Origin of the sequence: Peribacillus sp. RS7, from assembly GCF_041956845.1 — a bacterium.
In the GTDB taxonomy this organism is placed as follows: Bacteria; Bacillota; Bacilli; order Bacillales; family DSM-1321; genus Peribacillus.
On sequence record NZ_CP168135.1, the window covers coordinates 1,956,165 to 1,983,035 of the forward strand.

A 26,871-nucleotide genomic window follows, 5' to 3' on the forward strand; every position below is an offset into this window, starting at 1 on the left:
TAAGTGAGAAGCAGACAAATATAAAATTCTTACTAACCAATGTTCAAGAAAAACACATTCTTGAATATTCAATGATTAATAACGACCAATTCCGATAATGTTCTTTCTATTTTTGAAATCAATTTGGTTTTCTCATAATTCAGGGCTAACCGCTTTACATTTTCTTGCATTTTCATATGCATTCGTTTGTCACTCTTCATTGCTTTTACATACTCTATCATTTTTGATATATCACTATATTCAAAACCATGGCCTGCGTGGTATTTTGTCATAACCTCATGTTGCCAGCCCTTATAGTTTATTAATGTTGGTTTTCCGGCGGCCCAAAAATCAAAAAGTTTATTTTGACTATTCCTATCCAATATTTCATTATTACGGACAAAACACAGACCCATATGACATACGGCCATTAATAAGTACGCATCTTTTTTAGATACCTGATCAAGGAAAATAACGTTGTTTAATTTTTTGCTCTCTTTCACTTGAATTAATCGCTCTTTTTCCCTTCCATCCCCAACAATTAGATAGACAATATCAGGGTCATCCGTCTTTTCGGCAAGCTGTAAAATATAATCGATATTATTGATAAATCCTAAAGTACCCGCATATAAACAGATAAACTTCGCTTTTAAGTCCAATTTTTCCAATGCTCCTTCCTTATCTTCGGAACAAATCCGAGAAAAATAGTCTATATCCGCAAAGTTAGTAACCGTCGAAATCTTTTCCTGTTTAACTCCTTTTTTCAATAAATCTTCTTTCATTCCAGGCGAAAGCACGATGATTTTATCAGCTGCGGAATAAATCATGCTTTCTAGCTTCAATAACACTCTCTTTAACCATTTATTTCTTATGATTCCCAGCTCAATAGGTATATCTGGCCATAAATCCCTTACTTCAAACACAAATTTGCTGCGCTTTACCTTAGCAAGAAGCATACCTATTAACCCAATCGTCAATGGAGTCGAGGAAGCATAAACAACGTCTACCCCTTTTTCCTTCACCCCAATAAAGAAACTCTTATACATATAATGAATGAACGATAGTAATCTTTTCAGGTAACCATATTCTTGTTTATATTTAGTTTTGGTTGATATTATCTTTATTCCCCCACACGAATCTGTGGCATTTCCGGTGATGATGGTGACTTTATTATTTTTAGAAACTAAAAATTTGGCTATTTCATAAGATCGAGTACTTCCTTTATCGGTATTAAAATATTGATGCAAATAAAGAATTTTCACTTTATCACTTCCTTATACCCAGTGTGAATCAGTTGATTTACTGATGATTGCTTTCACCCAGATATCAAATGTAACATCGAATATAGTTGAACCCTGTCCCTTTTTTAGAATGGGTCGTTTTAATTTTGAAACCCACTAGATAAACCTTATCGCCAATAAGATAAAAAGGGCTTCCCCATCTGGCATCATTGTTTTTTCCTCTCTTTAGGTTGGTTCCAGTCAAGGAGGGCTGAGATCGCAATCCAGTTATCCAGGCGGTTGTGAACCGTTTTGTCTTGTACATGGATTTCACGTCCAACTTCGGTAAATATGTTATTCCTTTCAATCACGTTATTTTCCATGTTCAAAGTGGTAATGGCATAGTCATTTGTAGGGCTGCCATTATTATGGGACCCCCTGATACCAATGCCCGCTTGAATAAACTTTTCGTCGGATTTGTTAATGTGGTTAATGATGTTTCCTTGGAGTTTGGTGAACTTATTGGAACTAAGAATCGCAATCCCATTGTTGAAGCTATTTTCAATGGTATTGCCCTCAATAAGTGCATTTTTGGTCACATGGATACTGATGCCTCCCCATTCCTCGACATTAGCCTGGACATTATTCACATAATTGCCTTTAATCACGACCGTTTGCAGGAATCCCATTTCCGTTTCAGAAAGGTCGTTAAATTGGGTACCGTTGACAGTAATGCCTCGTTCGCTGACTGTGGCATTTTTATCTATACCGTAATCCTCATAATCATTAAATGATTCACCATTAATTCTATTCCCTACAATCTTGATGTTGCTGGGTGGATAAGCTGAGACACTTCCTCCCTTGTAATCCAATCCTCCGACAATGATTGGAAAACGCGTATTTAAGATGACATTATTCGTGAAGGAAACATTGTGGCCTGAATGGGTGTCAATCCCTTCCCATGATGGGTTATTCGCCACCACATTCCCATCAATTACGATCGTGTCACTTCGCGGAAACTTTGATTGAGTCATGACATCTCCCGCTTTGTCTTTCCGGTGGCTAAAGGCCATGCCATAGCTTTGCTTGGTATTTCCCACTGTCTCCCCAGGTCCAAGATCTCTCACCGTCGTATGCCTTACAGTCACGTTACTAGCAGAATACCCTCCGATGCCTGCATATCCAATATCTTTTATGATCATTTTGTTTCTTTTTCTTGAATCAGACCCTTTGACAGTGACTCCATTTACGTGTTCTAAATAAATGCCATATCCCTCATACCCGGTGATTTGAACATCTTCGATCAGGATATTTTGAAGCCTCTCCAAATCGTTCGTAACCGAATAGACAGACACCAAATCAGCCGTGGATTTGGATTGATCGATTGCAGTTACCTCGATCCCCCTGTTCCGTGCCGAATAATGGTTCCTCGGTTCACCAGTTCGGGGATCTTCCGTCCGTCTTTTCCCATCGAGTATCAGGTTCTTGACACCAGTATGACTCACCATGATTTTTATGGTGACAGCATCGCTTGTGGGCTGGGTACACATTGTCGTGACGGGCCTATCATTCTCTACCGTCCCTTCTAAAGTTACCCCTTCCTTCATCACAATAAAGGCACTCGCCGTGAACTGGCCTTTTGACAAACGAACCGTTCCTCGTTTCCCATTCGATTCATCTTGCGGGTAGACTGAAACCCTCGTAATGGCCTTATTAAGGATTCTCCGGATCGTTGTGGTGGAAGAGTTTGCTTCTAGTGACAACGTTTGTTTTAACTTCCCGTTATTGTCCAATAACTGAATCGAAGTTCCCGTTGTGGGACTGCAGACCTCGTTTGCCCCGATGGCAGTTGACTGGAAGGAGAAGAACGCCATGATAAGCACGGTAAATATTCCTGTTATTTCATATAATTGTTTCATCTGAAAACTCCCATGTCTTTTATTCATTTTTCGACAGTTGTTTTACACATTCCATGAGCCGATATCAAGGAAACCATAGTCGGCCTAGAAAAAAGGGGGGCATATCTAATGTTACATGGGAAGGAAGATGTCCATTTCTCAAAATCGACATAACATGTGTTAATCTTGGAACAGTTGCTTAAACGTACGGCTAATTCGACAATTTCCCCATACAAAAAAACCTTCAATCGAATATGGAATAAAGGGTTAAACCGGATTGTGATTGGGGAAAACAAACCTTCTTGCGTGGCTATTGAAAAGTGAATGGCCGGTTAATGCGTGCTTTATAAGGAATGTTCAGCGATTACGAGGGGGGACATCTGTCATTCAAAAGAAAAAGCCTTTCCCCGTTTGTTTACCGGGAAAAGGCTGCAGCTTAATATACTCTTTTTTATGTCTAGTTTAACGGGGTATGTATCATTCTTGTAGCCCCCGCAAAAGAAAAAGGAGGATATCCAACTTATCGTCAAATATCCTCCTATAGTTCACTGGTTCATTTGATCAAGAAAATCACCCAGGAGATCGTCGAGATTTTCCTCTTCCTCTTTCGGTTCGGGTTCTTTCACTTGTTGTTCAGTTTCATCCAAACTATTCCAATCAAAGTCATCCAGGTCTTTCTTAGGCAGGTCTTCCTGGACCTCCTCAGCTTCCGTTTCTTCAGGCTCGGCCTGCATATACGATTCCTCATTCAATACATTGCCGTTCAAAGAGGCAAGCAAGGCCGTAGCGCGTAAAGGATCGGATAAAAGGTTGTACATAATCGTTCCGAGCATAGCTTCTGAGTGGGAATGCTTGAGCCAATCACGCTGAGATTTGCTTAGCTTGTTCGGCATGGGCAGGGCAATCATTTCCCGATCCTGATGGGTGGATTGCCCGACTCCATCGAGAACATACTCGGCAATTTTACTGGAAAAATTCCTTCTTTCCGTTTCCTTCAATTTCTGCAGCTGTCTTAACGTATAGTCTGATACATCCGAAGGGATACGAAAAGTGATGGCTTGCCCTCTTTTAATTTCAGAAGAAGCTGTTTTTTTCATTCTCTCACCTATTTAATGGAGCCCGATCTTTGTTCTTTCTTCTTTTGCTGGGACTGATTCTGTTCCTTTGCATTCCGGCGGTTAAAATCCGAAATCAATTTATAATAGGCGTTTGCCATCATCCAAACGCTTTCCCGCTCATCTTCGAAAAAGTCTATGTTATAGCCATCGAAATTTTGATTCAATGTTTTCAAGTAATCTTTCAGGACAATCGATCCCCCGCCTACAAAATAGCAGATTTCCGTTTGTGAATTTTTTTGCCATACGTTGCGCAGGTGGCGATATTGCTTTTTGGCCAGTTCTCCCAAAATACGGTCAACGATATCATGGACGCTTGTCCGGCTTCCGCGAACCATAATATGATTGCGATCATTTTTCTTCGTGATGATTTCAACGACATCGCGCCTGCTGTCCAACTCGACACCATGTTTCTTCCTGATTTCTTCGCGAATTGCTTCAAGAGCTTCAGCTACTCCTAAATTGAATCCTTGTGCCTTGTCATCGTCAACTTTACGATTTTTAATGACCGCGATATCTGTCGATAGACCACCGATATCCTGAATGAGGATTCTTCTATCTATCAATTCACGGTTAATGATATTCAAATCTTTATCCATGACCAAATTTATGTATGCTGCAAAGCCCTCTGGATAGACCTTCACTTCATCGAATTTGATATTAACTTTCAACCCTTGGTATTTAGGGGTAATTAAAAATTCCACCTGATGGACAGATCCGAGTAATTTCGACCGATACCCGACGTCTTTTCCTTCTTTAACCTCACGAAGAGGCAAGCCTGTTCCAAGTGTATAATTGGCTTCCACAACATTATTAACTTTTTTGAATGTATCATTGTTCCCCTGTTTGGCAGCGTCTAATGCCAGAGCCGCAAAAAGCATGACCAATGTTTGATCTTCTTCTGATTTGCTGCTTCCCAAATCCAATTCGGTAGGATTATCGCTTTTTGTCGCTAAGTTCCCAACGCGATAAATAGCATTATTATCTTGAAGGGCTGGTGAATGAACTCTGATATGAATCCCTTCCAATGGGTTTTTTTCATCAAGTTCCTCAATCCCGATAACTGGACGATCCTCTATGTCTTTTGCAATGACGTTCGGTATATAAAGTTCAGACTCTAGCTTTCCAAAAATAGCCTTGATAGCATCATTTCCTACGTCTATTGCTGCGATTCTAGAACTCATCTAAAAACATCCCCTTTTTAATAGAAAAAAATTTAAGTGAAGCCTTCCCTTTAAGAATAGGAAAAGTTTCCACGATAGTCAATCCTTCATTAGTTGTAGCTATATTTGTCGAATTGTTTTCAAATTGTTTACAATAGGAACAAATATGTATACACCTTATATATAGCAATGTGTACGTGGTTGTAAACATGTATACTCATTTGTGTACAATGTGTCTATTTTTGTTTACATGCATACGTATTTGTAAACAAACCAAATAATGCATTTTTTTTCAATCTTTCTTCTTACAAAAATTAGCGTATAAATAGCACTTTGGGTATGGTAATAAATGGACGATTCACTAACTGAACTGTATGGAGGTATTCAAATGAATGAAAAAATACAGATCTTCCCCGATTTCCGGAACCCTATTGGCGCAGTGCGTTAACTTTCCCTTCTTTTTCTAAACTAGATATAGATCTAACCACTGATATCTTAATAGTAGGCGGCGGAATTACTGGAATCACATCTGCTTATCTACTAGTTAAACAAGGTGTTAAAGTCACACTGATTGAAACAGGCGAAATCCTTACTGGAACGACAGGACACACTACAGCAAAAATCTCGGCCCAGCATGGCTTGATTTATGACCAGTCGATCACTGACCATGGTAAAGAGAAGGCCAGACTTTATTATGAAGCCAATGCAGATGGAATGAAACTAATTAAAGACTTGGTAGAAGAACATTCCATTGAATTCAATTTGACTGCATAAGATGCTTATGATCCCTTTCTCCATTCCTTGTAAATCTTCCATGATCCAAGCACAGTTTCACCCCTTTAAAATATTTAACGGCCCTCCTCTTCACGATTCTGGAAGCTGAAAAAGTTTCCACGATAGTCAATCCTTCATTAGTTGTAGCTATATTTGTCGAATTGTTTTCAAATTGTTTACAATAGGAACAAATATGCATACACCTTATATATAGCCATGTGTACGTGATTGTAAACATGTATACTTATTTGTGTACAACGCATCTATTTTTGTTTACATGTATACGTATTTGTAAACAAACTAAATAATGTATTTTTTTTAATATTTCTTCTTACAAAAATTAGCGTATAAATAGCGGATTTGGGTATGGTAATAAATGGACGATTCACTAACTGAACTGTATGGAGGTATTCAAATGACTGAAAAAAATACAGACCTTCCCCGATTTCCGGAACCCTATTGGCGCAGTGCGTTAACTTTCCCTTCTTTTTCTAAACTAGATACAGATATAACCACTGATGTCTTAATAGTAGGCGGGGGAATTACTGGAATCACATCTGCTTATCTACTAGCTAAACAAGGTGTTAAAGTCACACTGATTGAAGCAGGCGAAATCCTTACTGGGACGACAGGACACACTACAGCAAAAATCACGGCCCAGCATGGCTTGATTTATGACCAGTTGATCACTGACCATGGTAAAGAGAAGGCCAAACTTTATTATGAAGCCAATGCAGAGGGAATGAAGCTAATAAAAGACTTGGTAGAGGAACATTCCATTGAATGTAATTTGACTGCACAGGATGCCTATGTCTACGCAAATACGGATGAATATAAAAGCAAAATTCAAAATGAACTGAAAGCCTATCAAAAACTCGGCATTCGGGGGGATTATGCAGAGAATATCCCTTTCTCCATTCCTTGTAAAGCTGCTGTGATAATGAAAGATCAAGCACAGTTTCACCCGTTAAAATACTTAACTGCCCTCCTTTCGACGATTCTCGAAAGTGGAGGCACAATTTATGAACGGACAACGGCAATGAAGATTGAAGACGGCGATCCGCCGACCGTTCTGACGGATACTGGACATTCAATCAAAAGCAATCAAGTAATCGTTGCCTCCCACTTCCCCTTTAACGATGAAACGGGCTTATACTTTGCCCGTGTTCATGTAAATAGGTCCTATGTGCTTGGTATCAAGACTGAACAGGAATATCCTGGCGGGATGTATTACAGTGCAGACAGCCCTACCCGCTCCCTTCGCTATACGGAATTGGACAATGGGGAAAAACTTATACTTGTTGGCGGGGATGGCCATAAAACAGGCCAGGGAATCTCGATGATCGAGCATTATGAAGCACTGGAGGACTTCAGTTCCCAGTATTTCGATGTGAAGGACATTCCCTATCGCTGGTCGGCACAGGATATCGTGACACCGGATAATATCCCCTTCGTCGGTCCAGTGACAGCCAACCATCAAAACGTCCTGATAGCTACCGGCTATGCTAAATGGGGAATGACGAATGGATCGATTGCCGCCAAGATCTTAACTGACCGGATTTTACAAAGAGATAACCGGTATGCGGAATTATATGACCCTGCCCGTCTAAAAGGCGTGAAAAATATGGTCCAAGATAATGCTGATGTGGCGAAGCATCTGATCAAAGGTAAATTGGCCGTCATTCATAAAACGCCGGAAGACCTAGGAAATGATGAAGGAGCAATCGTTAAGGTGAATGGAGACAAAGCTGGGTGTTACCGTGATCATGATGGCCAGTTTCATATTGTCGACTCCACATGTACTCACATGGGATGCGAAGTTGCCTGGAATAGCGGCGACCGTACCTGGGACTGTCCATGCCATGGCTCCCGCTACTCTATCGCTGGTGAAGTTTTAAATGGCCCAGCTGTCGAACCATTGAAAAAAATACGCTAATTGTCAATTTGTGATTTTAGCTAATAGTCGACTAGGGTGTCTGTTTTCCTTATACTGAAGTTACTGCATGATTGAATGGTTGCAAATAACTCTGAAAAGGATTGAATCGAACATGAACGGTAAAAATCGAAAAGATATTACCCCGGGTGCCTCTGTGGACATTGTACTTAAAGCAGACCAACGCAGCGGAAAACTGACAAGCGGGACCGTAAAGGATATTTTAACCAATTCCAGCACTCACCCTCATGGAATTAAAGTAAGATTGACTGATGGCCAGGTTGGCCGGGTTCAAGTCATTCATAAGTAAGGTGCACTCGGTCCAGGCCGAGTGTTTTTTTTTTGTGATTATTCGACCGAATTAATGACAATGGGGATATTTCAATCATGTTTCCCATTCATAATTCGTACAATAGGGGTGAGATTATCTATTTCAAAAGGCTGGTGTCAAAATGAATCAAGAATACAATGCCCCCAATAGGGATTATTACCGAAACGATGAACATACATTGAAAGTTTCCGGCTCAGAGACGCTTCAGGCTGCTCCGGATCAAGCCACAATCACCCTTGGAGTCATAACAGAGGATGTGGACCCGCAAAAGGCCCAGCAAGCCAATTCCCAAGCAATCGCAAATGTCATCGCAGCACTTAAATCTGCAGGCATTCCCGAAGATCGATTGAAAACGAGTGATTACAGAATCGATCCACAATATGATTATATTGACGGAAAGGAATTGTTCAAGAACTACAAAGTCCAGCACATCATCCAGGCCCAAACGACCGACATCGAGAAAATAGGCAGCATAATCGACACGGCCGTCAGAAGCGGCGCCAATTCAATCACCAGCATCCGCTTCTCCTTATCCAATCCAGATGCATACTATAACCAGGCACTTTCGCTCGCTTTAAAAAATGCATATGAAAAGGCACTCTCCATGGCTCGAACGCTAGGAATCTCATTGAACCCAGTCCCTAATAAGGTTGAAGAGCTATCTGAAACCGCAACGCCAATGCTTTATCAAACAAGCACCTTTTCAAAAATGGCGTCTACCCCGATTCAGCCCGGGGAATTGAATATCACCGCCTCGGTTAGGGTGGAGTACACGTACTAGCACTCTCTCATTCCATCCTAAAAAGCCCCCTTGGCAAACCAAAGGGGGCTCTTCACTTTAAAAGACTACCGTTTTATTTTCATGAACGAGGACGCGGTCCTCCAAATGCCATTTAACGGCACGTGCCAGCACTCTCCGTTCAGCTGAACGACCGATTTTCTTCATATCCCCTGCAGAATCACGATGATCCACACGTTCAATATCCTGCTCGATGATTGGACCTTCATCCAAATCATTCGTCACATAATGGGAAGTCGCCCCAATCAGCTTAACACCTCTGTCATAAGCTCTTTCATAAGGCCGGGCACCAATGAATGCAGGTAAAAATGAATGATGTATATTGATGATTTTGTTTGGATGGGCGGCAACAAAATCCGGCGTCAAAATCTGCATATACCTAGCCAGTACAATTAAGTCCACATTGAATTCTTCCAGAAGTCCAAGCTGTTTCGTCTCCACTTCCTTACGTATATCCTTATTTGCAGGAATATAATAAAAAGGGATGCCCATCGATTCGACAATTTGCCTGGTATCTTCATGATTACTGATGACTAGCGCAATATCAGCCAATAAATCCCCGCTTTGCCACTCCCATAGCAATTCGAGAAGGCAATGCGGTTCCTTGGAAACGAAGATTGCCGTCCTCTTCAGATCACTCACATGGTTAAATGTCCATTGCATTGAAAATGTTGTCGAAACTTCATGAAATGCCAGTTGCATATCGGCTGCCTTATCCTTTAATCCTGGACAATCGAATTCGATCCTGGTGAAAAAGGTACCGCCCTCAGGATTCATCGAATATTGACTCAATTCAACAATATTTGCATCATATTCTTTTAGAAAGGCTGTAACTGTTGAAACAATTCCCGGCTGGTCCGGACATTTTATTATTAAACGGCCTCTATCTTGATTTTTCTCGCGAAACTCCTGTAACTGTTCTTGCACAAAGTTGCTCACCATTTTCCCAACTGCCCTTCTTCTATTTTGCTATATTATACTTCAATTCATAGGTTAAATTAAAGTCAGTCAATAAATACGGGATTTTGTTGGTAGCCACGACGATCTGAAACATTCCACTATTATTACAACATACACAGATTACACAGTAGAAATAATTCAACGTATCTTATACAACACATTTAAAAATTTTTGCTTACAAGGATTTGTACCTTAATATCCTATCTATAACATCTTTCTCCTGTAAAAAAATTGGTGTTTATATTTAATAGAAATTAATAAAGTTCCAATAATGAAATAAATTATTTATATATTGAAACTCTAAAAATCATTTCTTATGTTAGTTTGGGATGATTTTAGACAATATTAAAAAACTATCCAACCACTTGCTGGCAGCATTATTACAACATCTCTTATTCCGAGCTATACCTATTCCGGAAGCACAGTCGATATTATTCTTTCCAATTTTAACTGATTCGTATTTGACGTTAAAACAAAACAATGATGGAGTGGGGAAAATAAGATATGGCTACTTTAAAATTAAAAACTAAATGGCTGTATTCGTAAGAGATTCGAAATCACGTAATCTTTTGGTTGTTTCAGTATTAAAACATTTGATTTCAATTTTGAGAAATGCTTGTCTCTCTTTTCATTTAACATAAAATACACAAACTAAATGGAGGGAGAAATAACATTGATACAAAAAATGAAATCTTTACTATTTTTATCCTTGATTCTAGTTTTAGGACCCGCTCTACTTCCATCTCATGTATTTGCAGCTGAAGGTAACTCACCTGTAACGGAGGAAAAGCCAGTTGAAAGACAACCAACATCATTAGACCCGATTGAAATAAAGGAAATTAAATTTAAAATTAATAAAAATTTATCAGACGAACAAATCATTGATAGATTTGAAGAAATTAATTCAAAATATAATATAAATGAACCCTTTTCTTTGGAAGATACAGAGTTTATAAGAGCTTATGCTTCAAGTACAAACGAAACAGAGGACATTGCCGTCCAACCAACTAACTTAATTCAACCAATTTCACTGAAATTTGGTAATACAAATAGCCAATCTTTTAGTAAATCAAAATCAAAATATGGTGTTACTGTTAAATTCACTGGAAAAGTTTATACAAATATAAATGTATTAAATCATAGTTATCGAGGAAACCTTAAAGCTACGATTCCTGCTGGAAGTTCAAAAGTTAAAGGAATAAAAACTGCTGTAACAAATGTTGCTTATGGCGTACTGGGAAAAAGCGGAACTTACGTAGGCATAGTTTATAGTGGTTCCGCTCAAAGTAGCACAACCACAAAAAAAACATCTTGGGCAATGGATAAGACTGTAAAATATAGTGCAATTGCTGTAGTATACACATACACTGATGCTAATGTAGAAGTTAAAACAACTAGTGGGTCCTTCAACTTATATGCATTCTAAGGAGAAATAATATGAAAACCTTTAGTCCAATAGGAGCTTTAATAGCACTAGTTATAATATTTATAATTGGCTTTCTTCTTTTTAAAATTGTAAGAAAATTCAAAAAATAAAACAAAGTTTTAAATGCGACAAATTGGGATAAGCCGCTAGAGATTAAAAACTTTAATAGGGTAGGGTGAAATTAAAATGGATGTATCGTCTTCTTACTTTATATTTGGTTTAATAAACATGATTTTAATGGTTGTATCTATACCAGCCATCATATACGCTTTGTATTTATTACGTAAAATATCAAAAAAATAAAGAGAAAAAAGGAAGAGGCGTTTTTGCAGTTACTTTTCCTTTTTTGTTCACTTGTTTCCACAACCTGGACTTTTCTGGATTACTTATTTAGAAGTCAAATAGGGTAAACGTTTATGTAAATCAAACTCATCCCTTGGTTTTTATGCGTCGAACTCATCTAAGATCTATCCCTTAATTCATAGTTTAACCCCTAAAGAATATAGTACTGGAATAACTGTAAATAGACTAGAAATCTAGAAAACGCTTAAATCACCTACTCATTTGTTTCTTGGCTACGGCAAATGCAGTGGAGATCCAAATGATAAGGCAAGTTATTATGATATCGAAACAGTTAGGTTATTGAAAAGGATTGAGAGGGCAATACATGAATGAAACAATTGTGAATTGGTTTGATGTAGGATATCAAATTACCATATTCATATTATTGGTTGCTTTAATTTCTTTCATTGTCTATTTGGTAAAAAGAAAAAAGCGTAATAAAAAATCCAACTTTTAATATCCAAGTTTAGAGATGTAGTGGCGGAAATTTCGTAAATCAAAGTGAATGAAGGTCTAAAAGCCCCCCTTCTCTAACAGGGGGGCAGTAATCGCAAAAATGACTAATATTGAAACGAGGTGTCTCAGTTTATAGATGCTTTTTTATTTTATTATTTATTTTGTTTTTTTTCACCTAGACTTGCCGCTAGAGATAAAAAGATATAAGGGAACGCCAATAAAATTAAATCCGGAAACCCATAGCCAATAAACACTAAGTTATAATCTGGATGTTCATCCATATAATAACCGGCTCCCGCCATATATGATCCAACAATCAAATAAGTAATGAAAGATATAGTTAAAGTACTTATAGTTAGAGCGTTTAATTTTATAGTAACTACAATTAACGCAAAGTAAACTAAATAGACAATCCCTAAAATAATTAACAGTAAAAAAATATAACCTGGATCAAATATCGCTTGATTGGAACTGCTAAACATATGAAATCACCTCTTATTTCAAATAAAAATTAATGTTAGCCCTACTACTCTGGGTTACATTTGTTTTTATAGGTTAATGCTAGCGATAAATCCGGACGCCAAGGTTCTAAGTTCCAAGGTGACTTGTAAATTGTTAATGGATTTACAGCATGACAAATGAATTGATCTTTAATTCTTCCTTCTCTTGAACTTGATACATGGGATTTAAATGAAGCATCAGCTTTTAATTCAGCCCACATATCTTTCATTAATGAAGATTGAGAAATAGCTGTTAAAACACTCGGTCCAAGAACCCAGTGAGCTGTAATGTATGTTTTAGTACAAGTTCTTGTTACAACTGATAATGTTTTCCACCATTATAACTACTATTCCATTTTGTAGCTGTATTATCAATAGTATCTGAACAAAATAGTGGATCAGCTGTCAAAGGATAATTCGTTCCTGTATAATTAATTGTTTGATATAGTGAGTCTCCTTCTTGCTTAAATGAACTTTCAATAAAGTTTCCTTCACTATCCATAGCCCATGCTTTACCAATGTTAAAGATAATTTCACCCTCGCTATTTTCAACAAAGTAAAGTCCATTTTTCTCTACTAATTTACTACCTTCATCTAATTTCAAATCAATTTTATAGGTTTTAGGAGAAGACTCAGATTCAATACTGAACAACTGTCTAAATCCACCATCTAGTATCTGATTATCAACTGAGTATCCTTCTTCTTCATTTTCGTAAACAATTGTACCATCAACATTCTCAACAAATTTTAAATCTGGATCGTCTATCGAAATAGCGACTGAATTATCTTCTGAATCAGTATATGTAATTTCATTTTCATCAAGATTAATATTTGAAGTGAAATTTTCTGTTTCAGTAACAATGTTATTTTCTTGTACTTGATAATCCATTACTTCTACATCTTCAATAAGATTATAAGGAAGTTGATCCATGTTTGTTACAGTGGAATTACTTTCTGCATAACTACTTGTACTGTAGCCAATAAAACTTAATGATAAAAAACTAATTACACTTAAGACTTTTAAACTAATAAACTTCATTGTTGTTCCCCCTTTATTTTTTTAGGTTTGTCTATAAACAACAGGCCCATAGTACTCAAAAAAAGAAGTGCAACTACATGTTTTTTAGTTGCTAAAGTGAAATTTTTATAGCGATAAAATTAGTGTTGAAGTTACAGGTCCATAGTGTAGTACTGGGGCAATTAACTATTAAATCAATATAGTTCCTCCTTATGAATTGTAATAATTTAATCGTATATAAAAGGAACTTGTTATACATTCCTACTTTGGAACAATGGGTTTCATTTTTGAGTAAATAAAGAGAAAGTGATGATATGAAATGAGGGTCTTTTATTCCAAGAGTCACTAGTTCTACTTTAGTAACACTTGCAAAATCAAATGGAGTTTCCTTTTTATAATGCTATCCTCTATTCATATTTCATAGGTTTTAATCGCGGAAAAGTCGGCCTGATCACGGTCGACTTTTTTATATTGAAGTAGAAGTGATCTAGATATGAGAATGAAAAGATACCATTCGTTCTCATCCTCTATTAATAGGCACTATCATTCTTCCAATAAATAACTGGTGAATTTAAAGGAAATGAAGGCAAAGGCCGAGAACCTTTATGAAATGCATAGTGAAGGGGGATTCTTGGATGAAATGTCGGCATGATCTGGACAACCTTATTGGTTTCAGTTTTATTTTCCATAGTTAATAAGGTTATTCACTGCTTCATAAGGGTATAGACCATTCTATTAGTTTTTTTAAAAGGGGGAAATGAAATTATCATGAAATCATCCGTTACATTCATTGTATCCATTCTGGCTGTTCTTGGTCTTCTGTCCGGCTGTGCCGAAAAGGACCAGCTGGAGGACGGGAGTAAGCTGATCAATGAGGACCAGTTTGTTTTCGCTGCCTCAGGTGAATTCAAGCCATTCAGTTATGTCAATGATGACATGACCGTAACCGGGTTCGATATTGAAGTTGGCGATGCCATTGCAAAGGAACTCGACCTAGAGCCAGTGCCTAAACGGATAAAGTTCAAAGGTATCGTGGAAGGTGTTAAAACCGGTCGGGCAGATGCCGCGGTTGCCAGTCATACAATCAATGAACAACGAAGTAAACATGTTGCCTTCTCGACCCCATATTACTACTCAGGTCCTCAAATTTTCGTCCGTTCGGATAGTGATATTAAAACGGTTGAAGATTTAAAAGGTAAGGAAGTTGCGGCTTCTAAAGGCTCTACGTACGCAACCACAGCAGAAAAATATACAACCAATGTAAAAACCTATGACAGTGATATCACCGCCCTGAAAGCATTGAGCGGAGGACGTCATGATGCCGTGATCACCGACTTCGTAACCGGCAAGGAAGCGACCAAGGAAGGTTTCGACATCGAAGGAAGGCAATTGATCGAACGAAGCGAGCAGGCCATCGTACTGCCTAACGACAACCCTCAGCTGCTTGCACGCATCAACGAAGCTCTTGAAAACCTCCGTGAAGATGGAACGCTTGCTGAAATCAGCAAAAAATACTTTGGTGAGGACATCACAACTAAGCCTGAATAAAGATTGATAGAAAGGGAGTCATTACATTGCCAAGTTTTTCACATTTTTTTGATACATTATTTAGCTCATCGGACGTATTCATCCGAGCCATGCTCCTCACATTGGAACTGACGGTAGTCTCCATATTGGTAGGTATCGTCATCGGTTTGCTATTTGCACTTTTAAAAATATCCAATATAAAAATTCTTGCATGGATTTCAGATACTTATGTATTCCTGGTACGTGGAACACCTTTAATCGTACAGATATTCATACTCTATTTCGGTATCAGCAACCTCTTCTTACTGCCTGACTTCTGGGCGGCGTCACTTGCCCTAGCCTTCCATAATGGGGCTTATATCTCAGAAATCCTACGTGGTACGATTCAATCCATCGACAAAGGCCAAATGGAGGCCGGACGCTCCCTTGGCATGAGCAATTCGCTCACATTAAGAAGAATCATCTTACCTCAAGCCTTCCGTCGTGCATTGCCGCCGCTAGGCAACCAATTCATCATCGGACTGAAAGATTCATCACTGGCAGCCTTCATATCCATGAATGAGCTGTTTAATGTTGCCACCACGTTAGGCTCTAATAATTTCGATGAGATGACTTATTTATTGATTGTAGCGGTCTACTACTTGATTCTTGTGGCATTCCTGACCATTATCGTCAATTTATTCGAAAAGAAACTGTCCATTAGTGATCGATAGGGGGAATTGAAATGGAACAAAAAGAAATGATTCGCATTAGGAACTTAAATAAATCGTATGGAGACCTACATGTACTCAAAGATATTGATATGAAGGTATTGGATAGCGATGTTGTCTGTCTGATTGGACCAAGCGGTTCCGGAAAAAGCACACTTCTCCGCTGTTTGAATTATTTGGAGAAGAAAGACAGCGGGCAAATCCTTATTGAAGGAACGGAAGTCAATCCGGGTACCCATGATATTAATAAAATCCGTGAGAAAGTCGGAATGGTTTTTCAGCATTTCTATCTCTTCCCTCATATGACCGTACTTGAAAATGTCATTGAAGCACCTACTCACGTCAAAAAGATCCCAAAGGCCCAGGCGATTGAAGAAGCAAAAGCATTGCTTGCCAAAGTCGGCTTATCAGATAAAGCGGATGTTTATCCAAGCAAGCTCTCAGGTGGGCAGAAACAGCGTGTTGCCATAGCCCGCGCCCTTGCCATGAAACCTGATATCCTACTCTTTGATGAGCCAACCTCGGCTCTTGATCCCGAACTTGTCGGGGAGGTTCTTGCTACGATGAAGGAACTTGCCTTGGAAGGGATGACAATGGTAGTCGTTACACATGAAATGAGCTTTGCACGTGAGGTTGGGGATTGGATTGTCTTCATGCACAATGGGAGGGTTGTCGAAAGCGGCCCGCCAAAAGAATTCTTCACCAATCCAAAAGAAGAGCGTACAAAAGAATTCTTGCAAACGACAGTCTTTTGATTTGAATTCTAAAATCTATCTAATAGCGAGAGCAATTCGTCGTCTTCACGGATAATCTGTCCTAGAGCGTGGACAATCATTATAAGCAATACAGGCATGATTCCTGTATTGCTTATTTTGCATATAAAAACCGTTCTTGTTTTCTATAATTGCCAGTTAGGTAGTTTGCCCATTTATATGTTCAAGGTTTCTGGGATATTTTCGATCTGACTGTACAAACTATATACTTGATGAATTGTTTCAGAACGTATCCCAAAAACCCTGATTCCGGCTCGAACATGGAAAAATATCTGTATTTATGGTATATATACAGGTAAAATTAAAAGAAGTATATAAATGAAAGAGGTCGAATTCAGTTGGAAAATAACTCTTCGAATTTTATTAAAAATATTATAAAAGATGATCTAGAGTCCGGAAAACATGATCATGTCATCACCCGCTTCCCTCCTGAACCAAATGGGTATTTACATATCGGGCACGCCAAATCAATCATTTTGAATTTTGGGGTGGCTGATGATTTCAATGGGAAAACAAACCTTCGTTTTGATGATACGAATCCATTGAAAGAGGATATTGAGTTTGTCAATTCCATTAAGGAAGATGTAAAATGGCTCGGTTATGACTGGGATAACCTGTTCTTCGCTTCCGACTATTTCGATGAAATGTATAAAAGAGCAGTGCTGCTCATCAATAAAGGACTGGCATATGTGGACGACCTTAATGCCGACCAAATTCGTGAATATCGCGGAACGCTTACCGAGCCGGGGAAGGATAGCCCCTACCGCAATAGAACCGTCGAGGAAAACCTTGAACTATTTGAAAAGATGCGCAGCGGTGAATTCGGGAACGGCACAAAAGTATTGCGTGCAAAAATCGATATGAGCTCGCCTAACATTAATTTGCGCGATCCCGTCATATACCGTATTTCCCATACGGAACACCATAATACCGGCAACAAATGGTGCATCTATCCGATGTATGCCTTTGCCCACCCAATTGAAGATGCCATCGAGGGAGTCACCCACTCCATTTGTACGCTTGAGTTCGAAGATCAACGCCCTCTTTATGACTGGATCGTTGAAAACTGTGAAATGGACAGCAAACCAAAACAATATGAATTTGGCCGTCTTAACCTGACCAATACAGTAATGAGCAAGCGAAAACTGAAGCAGCTTGTGGATGAGGGCTTCGTGGACGGCTGGGACGACCCACGGATGCCTACCGTTTCAGGCCTACGTAGACGCGGGTATACACCCGAAGCGATTCGTGCGTTCTGCCAAGAGATAGGTGTCGCAAAAACAAGCGGTGTCGTAGACTCTCAAATGCTGGACCATTTCGTACGGGAAGACTTAAAGTTGAAGGCTCCACGGACCATGGCTATCCTAAACCCGCTTAAAGTGGTCATCACCAACTATCCGGAAGGTGAGATTGAATGGCTGGATGCTGAGGTCAATCCGGAAGTTCCGGAAATGGGTACACGACAAATTCCGTTTTCACGTGAAATATATATCGAACAGGACGATTTCATGGAAAACCCGCCGAAAAAGTATTTCCGTCTTTTCCCGGGCAATGAAGTCCGTTTGAAACATGCTTATTTCATTAAATGTGAAGAAGTGATAAAAGACGAAGCCGGTAACGTTATTGAACTTCGCTGCACATATGACATTGAAACGAAGAGCGGATCGGGTTTCACTGGCCGTAAAGTAAAAGGGACATTGCACTGGGTCGAAGCTTCACAAGCCGTTTCAGCAGAATTCCGCAACTTCCAGCCTTTAATTTTGGATAAGGAAACTGATGAAGAAGAAGAAAAATCATTCTTGGAGCGGGTAAACCCTGATTCCATGGGAATTTTACAAGGATTTGTCGAGCCCAACATGAAAGATGTTAAGCCTCAGGAAAAATTCCAATTCTTCAGGCATGGCTATTACAATGTTGATTCAAAACTCACTACTGCCAATCACTTGGTTTTCAACCAAATTGTTGGTTTGAAAAGTTCCTTCAAGTTATAGAATCACTGAAAAGAACCAGATTCCTAGCGGGATCTGGTTCTTTTTCACTCTCTGCACCTTTATATCATTTTCTCTCGTAAAGTTTGATCCCTTGCTTGGAAAGAGCTTGTTTAAGAGTACTATGTGTCGAAACCTGACTAAAATCAAGACCTAACTGAATCGATGTCTGGGCCACTTCAGGACGAATGCCGGAAATGGTCGATTGAATGCCTAATAGGTTCAGGGTGCTTATCAATTGATAGATCTGTTGGGCAACCATCGTATCTAAAATGGAGACTCCCGATAAATCGATGAATAAGTGAGAAATATTTTTGATAATGCATTTGCTTGGAGTCGTATCCAATATTCCCTTTGCCCGGTAGGTATCGATATCACCGATTAACGGCAATACCGCAATGGCATCAATAATGGGAATGACAGGTGCGCCCAGTTCATTAATCAGATCCTGTTGAGCTAATAATCGTTCTTTTGTCAAAAGATAATACTGCTCAGTGAACTCACGGTTCAATTGATCGAATGCACGATTAATAAGCCGGCTCCAACGGATGATCGTCGCCTTCGTGATTCCCGTATCATCCTTTAGCATATAATCAGTGATAAAGCCCCAATATGCTTCCCGCACCTTATTAAGTGCTTCCAACACTTCGTAAATGGGTGTGTCCGATTCAACCCTGCTTTTCGCAACAAGTGTGGCCCACTGTTCCATTGTTTCGATGAAAACAGTTTTATCTTCATGTAAAGCACTGGTCACTGTTTTGATGGTCAATGTATTCTGTTCCCTAAGAAGCTTTTCGATTTCCTCATTAGAGTCCATTGAATAGATGGAACCAAACTGCTTTTCCCTTAAAGCTAGCCAGTTTTCTGTAATATTGGAAGAATTATCAAGGATGTATCGATATAACTTTTCATCTATTTTATCCATTTGCGTTCCCCTCAACTAGTTATTTCATTTTAAAGAGTAATAATAAGTCTCCATATCCCTCTCTCTCCATATCATTTCTAGAAATGAAGCGGAGGGCGGAAGAGTTTATGCAATATCTCGTGCCTTTAGAACCGGGGCCATCAGGAAAAACATGTCCAAGGTGTGAATCTGCGTCCCTGCTGCGCACCTCGGTCCGGGTCATTCGGTGGCTGAGATCCATTTTTTCATTGACACTTGCCGACATGATTGGCTTCGTGAAGCTCGGCCATCCACAACCGCTATCATACTTATCCCGCGAACTGAATAGGGGCTCCCCAGAAACGACATCCACATAAATCCCTTCTTCAAAGTGATCCCAATAGGCATTATCGAAAGGCGGCTCCGTGCCATTTTCCTGGGTGACATGAAACTGAATTTCGGTTAAGGTCTTTCTAAGGTGTGCATTATCCTTAGGCCAATTTTCTTTTATGAAAGTATCCCGTCCCGAGCCTTTACGATACAATGCATAGCGAAATTGATTTTTCCGATAGAATTCTTGATGGTATTCCTCAGCCGCGTAAAATTTCCCCGAGGGTAGAATACCCGTTACAATAGGTTCCTTAAACCGCCCACTCATCATTAAATCTTCCTTCGATTGCTCTGCTTCCTGTTTCTGACGTTCATTAAGATAGAAAATGGCTGCCTTGTATTGCTTTCCCCTATCCGAGAACTGTCCTCCGTCATCCGTTGGATCGATTTGCTGCCAAAATAGCTCCAATAACGCTTTATAGGGAATGATCGATGGATCGAATTCCACTTGAACCGCTTCAACATGATCAGTCGAACCGGTAATCACTTGTTTATAACTAGGCGCGGCAAAATTACCGCCCGTATAACCCGATGTCACTTTAATTATCCCATCCATTTCATCAAAGGGAGCGACCATGCACCAAAAACAACCTCCTGCAAAGATAGCTGTTTCTATTCCACCAATCGTCATCCTAAAACTCCCCTTTCTCATTTGTCATTTTATGTATTATATACCAGTAAGCCAAACACCTTCAAATTCAAAAACCATTGTTTTCAATCTTTGCTACACAAATATAAAAGAGGCACTTAGGAGTAAACCCAAGTGCCTCTTTTATATTAGATCCGTTAATTAAAGTATCACACTTACGATGATCGCTGATAGGATGCTGACAAGTGTCGCACCGTATAGCAGCTTCAAGCCGAAACGGGCCACAACATTTCCTTGTTTTTCATGAAGTCCTTTGACTGCACCTGCAATGATTCCAATAGATGAAAAATTAGCGAATGAAACCAAGAAAACTGAAACGATCCCTATTGTCCTATCGCTCAAGGCTGCTGATGCGTCCCCTAAGCTCAGCATGGCAACGAATTCATTTGTTACTAACTTCGTCGCCATGATTCCGCCTGCAGTAACTGTTTCTGAAATTGGTATCCCCATGATAAAGGCAAACGGGGCAAAAATATACCCCAAGATGTCTTGGAAGCTGATGCCGAAGATCATGTCGAATACACTGTTGATTCCTGCAATTAATGCAACGAAACCAATTAACATCGCGGCTACAGTGATAGCAACCTTAAATCCATCCATGATATATTCCCCAAGCATTTCGAAAAACGACTGCTTCTCTGCCCCTTCTTCAATAGGGAGAATATCATCTTCATCCGTTACCGTATAAGGATTGATAATGGATGCAATGATAAATCCACCAAACATGTTAATAACAATAGCCGTCACAACATACTTTGGTTCAATCATCGTCATATAAGCACCGACTATCGACATCGATACGGTTGACATGGCTGACGCACAAAGCGTATACATGCGAGATGGCGGAATGGCACCAAGTTGTTTTTTCAAGGTTATGAAAACCTCGGATTGGCCCACTATTGCTGACGCTACCGCATTGTAAGATTCCAATTTACCCATCCCATTCACTTTACTTAGCAAAAATCCAATCCACTTCATGATGAACGGAAGGATCTTGAAGTGCTGTAAAATCCCGATTAATGCCGAGATGAATACGATAGGAAGAAGGACATTTAAAAAGAAGGGCGATGCTCCTTCGTTTACAATCCCGCCAAATACAAAGGTGATCCCTTCATTTGCCCATTCTAAAAGTTTTCCGAACCCATCGGCAATCGAATTGATGATCACTAAACCGAACTTCGTATTTAATAATAGATAAGTTAAAATAAGCTGCATGATCACCATGAGGATGATCGGTTTAATTTTAACTTTCTTCCTGTCACTGCTGGCTAAGATAGCTAGTCCAAAAACAATAAGCAGTCCTAAAATTGCAATCAGAAATTTCATATATTCTGCCTCCACTAAGGGTGAATTTAATGTTCGTGCATTAATAGTAGGATACCCTCAAAAAATTTATGCAAACGTTTTCTCTTTTATCCAAAATACATGTACGTACCTCTCCAGAAGTCTATATTAAACTAATATTTTTTTTTGTGCAATTATTATTTCCCTTTTTAAAATAACAATTAGTGACAATAATGGGTTTCGTGAATTAAAAAAGAAGGCTCCCCTTCGAAAGGAACCTTCTCTTTCCTAAAATAATATCGATTTTTTAGGCTGCTGTTTTTCTGGACATCATCGATGTAACCAATCCTGTGCTTCCAATTACAAAGATGATGATTGATGCAGCAAGCCCGCCTACCCCTTGATAAAAATTGATGAATTTACCTGCAAAAGAATCTCTGCCTTGGAAACCGCCACCACTTGGCATCTCCCCCGGAGTTCCAGAACCATTAGGCCCGTCCGCCATACTGCTCTGTGTATCATTTGGTGTTGTTTCCGCAGTTGAATCATCGGTTGCAGCAGTACTGCTCTTCGATGATTCTCCCGTTGCATCAGATTCAGTTGTGTTGCGGTCAACAGGCCGATCCATCATCGCTTGACCATTCATGGGTTCATTGCCGCTGCCATTCACATACATCATGATCCCGATGACTGCTTGAGCCATCAAAAGGACCGAAGCCAATATTCCAACCAAAAAGTGTAACTTACCAAGTCTATTCATCATGAATTCTCCTCCGAAAATAAATCTAATTCTCATAAGGATTATCTAAAAAGACCCTTAATTTTTCCTTAAGCAACAAGAAAAAATTAAGGGTCTATTAGCTTATTAATTTTTCTTTTGATTTTTTGGAAAAGTGATTTCAAAACGGGTGCGTTCATTCTGTTCACTTGTAACCTTGATGGTCCCTTGATGTGTGTTTACAATCCATTTGGCTATGGATAGACCTAAACCGGAGCCTTCATTTGCTGAACGGGATTGCTCCACTTGATAAAAACGGTTAAAAATCAAGGGGAGGTCTTCCTGCGGAATGCCTTTTCCATTATCCTCTACAGTAAGAATGATGGATGAAGCATTCTTTATGCAGGATAGGGAAATCTCCCCGCCTTCCTCGGTGAATTTCATGGCATTATCTACCAAGATTACCAATAGCTGATGAATTCTCTCTTTATCCCCATGAAACACCACCTGTTCGGGAGCATGGCTAATGATTGATTTCTCTTGAAAAGAAGCTATATCCGTATACTGTTCCACGATATCGATAAGTAAGTCATCAAGGAAAAAGTTCGATTTCTTAACCTCCATTTGATTCGAATCCGTTCTGGTTAAGGTCAATAGTCCGTTAACAAGCTTATTCAATCGGCGGACTTCTTTCGAAATGATGGATATATCAACGGCTTTTTCCTCGATTGTCGCGTTCGGTGATTGAAATAGCAAATCAGCCCGCGATTGAATGACAGCAAGCGGCGTTCGAATTTCATGCGAAGCATCCGAGACAAACTGCTGCTGCTGATCCCAGGATTTCTTGACTGGTATAAGGGCCCGTCCTGCTAGAAGATAGCCTGCCCCTACCGCCACTAGACTTCCAATTCCTCCACCAACAAACAATATGAGCAGCAAGCGATCGAGCATTTCTTTTTCTGTATCCACATTCCTGATGAATTGTACGGCCATCTCACCATACTCCGTATCGACCTTGGTGGAAAGGGCCCGATACGTGTATCCATTCACCGATATTTCTTCAATCCCATCAAAAGTTTCAGGGAAAAATTGTTGTTCATTGACCTTAAAAAAATGGTCTACACTCAGTCTTGGCTCAATGATCGTATCATCTGGTCCCCAAACGATGACACTCGGTCCCGGTCCTAAGAGAAATTCACCTTGCGGACGTCCGCCTGGCATGCCTCCATTATTGAAGTCCCTGTAATCCTTTTTAAGTGAATCATTGACATCCTTATAGATCTGATTTTCCGTATAGAAATAAATTGTTCTGCTTAAGATGGCTATTAAGACAATAAAGACGATAGAATTCAATAATGTTAGTTGAAGCCGTGTTTTTTGGAACATAATGATCCCCTTATGGTTGTTTTAGCATATAACCAATACCCCGAACAGTTTGAATATCTTTATGATAATTGAAAGGTTCCAATTTTTTTCTAAGGTGATGGATGAACACTTCCACAATGGCAATCGTCGTATCTGAATCAAACCCCCAAATGCGGTCGAAAATCTGCTCACGCGTCAATATTTTTCCATTATTTTGAATTAAATACTCCAGTAACTCAAACTGTTTCAAGGTCATTTTAATGACCTTTCCATCAACCAAAATATCCTTTTCTTTTTCCAACAGTTCAATATCACGGTATTTCACATGCTGCTCAAGCGATATAATGCCACTCCTTCGAAGCAGGGCACGAATCCTGGCCTTAAGTTCCGGTGCCTGGAACGGCTTGACTAAATAATCATCGCCACCCATTTCCAATCCTCTGACACGATCCTCAAGTGCATCTTTTGCCGTCAAAAACAAGACACTTGTATCTATTCTTGCTTCCCTGATTTTCCGGACGATTTCAAATCCATCGATTCCCGGAAGCATTACATCCAAAATGATGATATCGTATATACTTTGCTGAGCCATGAATAGCCCATCTTCCCCATTATCCGCTGTATCCACTTCGTATTCATCCGTCAAAATTTGTCGGATCGATTCTAATAATGAAACATTATCTTCTACCACCAAAACCTTCATGTAGGGTACCTCCCAACCGCCTCAATTGTGATATATGTTGATTTTATCCTTTTTCATATGCAAAAGAAAGCGGGCTTTTAATCGCCTGCTTTCTTTCAAATTGAATGTTCATTCATGACGCAGTGCTTGGATTGGATTTAACCTGGATGCCTTATTGGCAGGAAATACGCCAAAGATTATCCCGATTAAAATGGAGAATAAGAAGGCAAACAATGTCACCGACCATGAATAACTAATCGTTAAACTTGAAAAAACTGAAATCAATTTTGCAATTCCCAATCCAATTCCAACTCCCAGCAATCCCCCTAAGCAGCTCAAGACCATCGCTTCAATTAAAAACTGGAGAAGAATCGATTTCCGATTTGCCCCAATTGCTTTTCTGATCCCGATTTCCTTCGTCCTCTCTGAGACGGAAACCAACATGATATTCATGATTCCAATTCCGCCTACTAGTAACGAAATACTGGCAATACCGCCAAGCATGAGTGTGAACGTATCCGACACAGAGCTCATTGTATCCATCAGATCTTCTTGATTGGACACAGAATAGTTATCACTCTGATCTGGGAATGATGTGGTCATCGTACCTTGTACCTGGTACATCGCCCTATCAATGATATTCTCGTTATCCGCTTTTAAATATACCGTTCCGATTGTCGTGCTGCCTGTAGCCCTTTCGGCAGTGGTGATCGGTGCAATGATTACATCATCCCCGCTCGATCCCATTGAGGTGCCTACCGATTTCAGCACTCCGATCACTCGATAGGAAACGCCGCCGATAAGAACGTTCTGGTCCACAGCTTTTTGATTTTCAAAAAGCGTGTTGGCTGTATCCGATCCCAGGACAACGACCTTGGAGCGTAATTCCGTTTCCATATCCGTCAAAAACCGGCCTTGACTGAGCTCTAGATCCCTAACTGATAAGTAGGATGAAGTTGCACCGGTCATTGAAACCTGTGCCGATGCTTCTCCGTTTTTAGCATAAACGCGGCCAGTGACCACGGGTGCAACTTCCGATATCCCGCCCAGATCTTTAAACTGTTCAATTGTGTCATCCGTCAACTCCACGGAGTCGGTATCCGTGACACTTACCGTTATCAGGTTCGTTCCCAGGCTATTGATCTCATCCTGAACGGACTGTGAGGAACCCTGCCCAATCGAAACCAGAACGATTACAGAGGCAACTCCAATTATGATCCCAAGCATGGTTAAAAATGCTCGGACTTTATTGGTTTTGATACTGCGTATAGCCATCTTCATTGATTCGCTCAGGTTCAATCCAATCACCTCCGTTTTCAAATAGCTGACCATCCTGTATCCGAACGACACGAGTTGCTTCTTTTGCCACTTCCAAGTCATGGGTTATAAGAATGATTGTTTGTCCCTTTTCATTCAACTCTTTCAGCATTTGCAGCACTTCTTTACTCGTTTTGCTATCAAGAGCACCCGTCGGCTCATCCGCCAATAAGACGGGAGGATTACCGGCAAGTGCCCTTGCAACCGCAACCCTTTGCTGCTGTCCACCCGAAAGTTGGGTCGGCAAATGATTCTTCCGGTCACTCAGTCCTACCATATCAAGGCACGCATTGGCCACTTCTCTTCTTTCCTTCAAACTTGCCCCTCTATAAACCAGGGGAAGTTCGACATTCTCCAACGCTGTCAGTTTTGCCAATAGGTTGAAATTTTGAAAGATGAATCCTATTTTGATGTTTCGAATGGCAGCTAACTCATTATCCTTCATCTTTTCCACTTCTTTTCCATCAAGAAGATATTCACCCATGTCAGGCTTGTCAAGGCAGCCAATCATATTCATGAAGGTCGATTTCCCTGATCCGGAAGGTCCGATGATGGAAATGAAATCACCTTTATCGATTGTAAGACAGACATCTTGAAGAGCCTTAACCGTTTCGCCGCCTAATTCATACGATTTGGACATGTTGTTTATTTTTATGATGGGGTTCGCCATA

General features: G+C 39.8%; 25 protein-coding genes. 9 read left to right on the plus strand and 16 right to left on the minus strand.

Annotation, left to right across the window (positions count from 1 at the left end):
- Positions 1 to 68 precede the first annotated feature (68 nt).
- From ACDZ29_RS10030 to ACDZ29_RS10045, 4 genes are all read right to left on the minus strand, one after another.
- Positions 69 to 1,241 carry a glycosyltransferase family 4 protein gene (locus ACDZ29_RS10030; RefSeq protein WP_375090775.1) on the minus strand — a complete coding sequence of 391 codons (1,173 nt, stop codon included), beginning with the start codon at positions 1,239 to 1,241 and terminating at the stop codon, positions 69 to 71.
- Positions 1,242 to 1,426: 185 nt separating this feature from the next.
- Positions 1,427 to 3,118, minus strand: coding sequence for a right-handed parallel beta-helix repeat-containing protein (locus ACDZ29_RS10035; protein WP_370016909.1), 1,692 nt, complete (start codon positions 3,116 to 3,118; stop codon positions 1,427 to 1,429).
- Positions 3,119 to 3,642: 524 nt separating this feature from the next.
- Entirely contained in the window at positions 3,643 to 4,194 is a 552-nt protein-coding gene (locus tag ACDZ29_RS10040; RefSeq protein WP_289314211.1) for a hypothetical protein, read from the minus strand.
- A gap of 8 nt (positions 4,195 to 4,202) precedes the next feature.
- Complete coding sequence (locus ACDZ29_RS10045) at positions 4,203 to 5,396, minus strand: ParM/StbA family protein (RefSeq protein WP_289314210.1); 1,194 nt, start codon at positions 5,394 to 5,396, stop codon at positions 4,203 to 4,205.
- A gap of 477 nt (positions 5,397 to 5,873) precedes the next feature.
- Between ACDZ29_RS10045 and ACDZ29_RS10050 the strand changes: the two genes are divergently transcribed.
- The 4 genes from ACDZ29_RS10050 to ACDZ29_RS10065 all read left to right on the plus strand — a co-directional run bounded on the left by ACDZ29_RS10050 (position 5,874) and on the right by ACDZ29_RS10065 (position 9,194).
- Positions 5,874 to 6,149, plus strand: coding sequence for an FAD-dependent oxidoreductase (locus ACDZ29_RS10050; RefSeq protein WP_375091125.1), 276 nt, complete (start codon positions 5,874 to 5,876; stop codon positions 6,147 to 6,149).
- 415 nt (positions 6,150 to 6,564) lie between these two features.
- A complete protein-coding gene (locus tag ACDZ29_RS10055) occupies positions 6,565 to 8,085 on the plus strand; it encodes an FAD-dependent oxidoreductase (protein ID WP_375090776.1) in 1,521 nt (506 codons plus the stop codon).
- A 112-nt stretch (positions 8,086 to 8,197) separates the two neighbouring features.
- A complete protein-coding gene (locus ACDZ29_RS10060; protein ID WP_076368446.1) occupies positions 8,198 to 8,392 on the plus strand; it encodes a YwbE family protein in 195 nt (64 codons plus the stop codon).
- A 142-nt stretch (positions 8,393 to 8,534) separates the two neighbouring features.
- Positions 8,535 to 9,194, plus strand: coding sequence for an SIMPL domain-containing protein (locus ACDZ29_RS10065; RefSeq protein WP_063234247.1), 660 nt, complete (start codon positions 8,535 to 8,537; stop codon positions 9,192 to 9,194).
- Between the two features lie 57 nt (positions 9,195 to 9,251).
- Here ACDZ29_RS10065 and purU read toward each other — a convergent pair whose 3' ends face one another.
- Positions 9,252 to 10,151, minus strand: a complete 900-nt coding sequence (gene purU, locus ACDZ29_RS10070; protein ID WP_375091126.1) for a formyltetrahydrofolate deformylase — start codon at positions 10,149 to 10,151, stop codon at positions 9,252 to 9,254.
- Between the two features lie 706 nt (positions 10,152 to 10,857).
- Between purU and ACDZ29_RS10075 the strand changes: the two genes are divergently transcribed.
- Entirely contained in the window at positions 10,858 to 11,598 is a 741-nt protein-coding gene (locus ACDZ29_RS10075) for a hypothetical protein (RefSeq protein ID WP_375090777.1), read from the plus strand.
- A 950-nt stretch (positions 11,599 to 12,548) separates the two neighbouring features.
- Here ACDZ29_RS10075 and ACDZ29_RS10080 read toward each other — a convergent pair.
- From ACDZ29_RS10080 to ACDZ29_RS10090, 3 genes are all read right to left on the minus strand, one after another.
- Entirely contained in the window at positions 12,549 to 12,878 is a 330-nt protein-coding gene (locus ACDZ29_RS10080) for a hypothetical protein (RefSeq protein WP_375090778.1), read from the minus strand.
- Between the two features lie 44 nt (positions 12,879 to 12,922).
- Positions 12,923 to 13,126, minus strand: a complete 204-nt coding sequence (locus ACDZ29_RS10085) for a DUF2599 domain-containing protein (RefSeq protein ID WP_375090779.1) — start codon at positions 13,124 to 13,126, stop codon at positions 12,923 to 12,925.
- A gap of 83 nt (positions 13,127 to 13,209) precedes the next feature.
- Entirely contained in the window at positions 13,210 to 13,935 is a 726-nt protein-coding gene (locus tag ACDZ29_RS10090; RefSeq protein WP_375090780.1) for a hypothetical protein, read from the minus strand.
- Positions 13,936 to 14,682: 747 nt separating this feature from the next.
- Here ACDZ29_RS10090 and ACDZ29_RS10095 point away from each other — a divergent pair.
- The 4 genes from ACDZ29_RS10095 to ACDZ29_RS10110 all read left to right on the plus strand — a co-directional run bounded on the left by ACDZ29_RS10095 (position 14,683) and on the right by ACDZ29_RS10110 (position 18,915).
- The gene (locus tag ACDZ29_RS10095; protein ID WP_127777595.1) at positions 14,683 to 15,462 is read left to right on the plus strand and encodes a transporter substrate-binding domain-containing protein; all 780 of its coding nucleotides are present in this window, start codon (positions 14,683 to 14,685) and stop codon (positions 15,460 to 15,462) included.
- 26 nt (positions 15,463 to 15,488) lie between these two features.
- The gene (locus ACDZ29_RS10100; protein WP_048685680.1) at positions 15,489 to 16,154 is read left to right on the plus strand and encodes an amino acid ABC transporter permease; all 666 of its coding nucleotides are present in this window, start codon (positions 15,489 to 15,491) and stop codon (positions 16,152 to 16,154) included.
- A gap of 11 nt (positions 16,155 to 16,165) precedes the next feature.
- Complete coding sequence (locus tag ACDZ29_RS10105) at positions 16,166 to 16,906, plus strand: amino acid ABC transporter ATP-binding protein (protein WP_289327144.1); 741 nt, start codon at positions 16,166 to 16,168, stop codon at positions 16,904 to 16,906.
- A gap of 356 nt (positions 16,907 to 17,262) precedes the next feature.
- On the plus strand, positions 17,263 to 18,915 hold the full coding sequence (locus tag ACDZ29_RS10110; protein ID WP_289327145.1) for a glutamine--tRNA ligase/YqeY domain fusion protein: 1,653 nt from the start codon (positions 17,263 to 17,265) through the stop codon (positions 18,913 to 18,915).
- A gap of 64 nt (positions 18,916 to 18,979) precedes the next feature.
- On the opposite strand, the gene ACDZ29_RS10115 is transcribed toward ACDZ29_RS10110, so the two are convergent.
- The 8 genes from ACDZ29_RS10115 to ACDZ29_RS10150 all read right to left on the minus strand — a co-directional run bounded on the left by ACDZ29_RS10115 (position 18,980) and on the right by ACDZ29_RS10150 (position 26,870).
- A complete protein-coding gene (locus tag ACDZ29_RS10115; RefSeq protein ID WP_289327146.1) occupies positions 18,980 to 19,837 on the minus strand; it encodes an STAS domain-containing protein in 858 nt (285 codons plus the stop codon).
- 19 nt (positions 19,838 to 19,856) lie between these two features.
- On the minus strand, positions 19,857 to 20,816 hold the full coding sequence (msrB, locus tag ACDZ29_RS10120; RefSeq protein WP_375090781.1) for a peptide-methionine (R)-S-oxide reductase MsrB: 960 nt from the start codon (positions 20,814 to 20,816) through the stop codon (positions 19,857 to 19,859).
- Between the two features lie 159 nt (positions 20,817 to 20,975).
- Positions 20,976 to 22,160: a NupC/NupG family nucleoside CNT transporter gene (locus tag ACDZ29_RS10125; protein WP_289314197.1), complete on the minus strand. Its 1,185-nt coding sequence runs from the start codon at positions 22,158 to 22,160 to the stop codon at positions 20,976 to 20,978.
- A 265-nt stretch (positions 22,161 to 22,425) separates the two neighbouring features.
- Positions 22,426 to 22,881, minus strand: a complete 456-nt coding sequence (locus ACDZ29_RS10130) for a hypothetical protein (RefSeq protein WP_375090782.1) — start codon at positions 22,879 to 22,881, stop codon at positions 22,426 to 22,428.
- A gap of 102 nt (positions 22,882 to 22,983) precedes the next feature.
- On the minus strand, positions 22,984 to 24,222 hold the full coding sequence (locus tag ACDZ29_RS10135; RefSeq protein WP_375090783.1) for a sensor histidine kinase: 1,239 nt from the start codon (positions 24,220 to 24,222) through the stop codon (positions 22,984 to 22,986).
- Positions 24,223 to 24,232: 10 nt separating this feature from the next.
- Entirely contained in the window at positions 24,233 to 24,904 is a 672-nt protein-coding gene (locus ACDZ29_RS10140) for a response regulator transcription factor (protein WP_289327150.1), read from the minus strand.
- A 108-nt stretch (positions 24,905 to 25,012) separates the two neighbouring features.
- Positions 25,013 to 26,203, minus strand: a complete 1,191-nt coding sequence (locus ACDZ29_RS10145) for an ABC transporter permease (protein WP_375090784.1) — start codon at positions 26,201 to 26,203, stop codon at positions 25,013 to 25,015.
- Positions 26,130 to 26,870, minus strand: a complete 741-nt coding sequence (locus ACDZ29_RS10150) for an ABC transporter ATP-binding protein (RefSeq protein WP_289327151.1) — start codon at positions 26,868 to 26,870, stop codon at positions 26,130 to 26,132. Before ACDZ29_RS10150 ends, ACDZ29_RS10145 begins: the two co-directional genes overlap by 74 nt.
- Position 26,871: the final 1 nt, after the last annotated feature.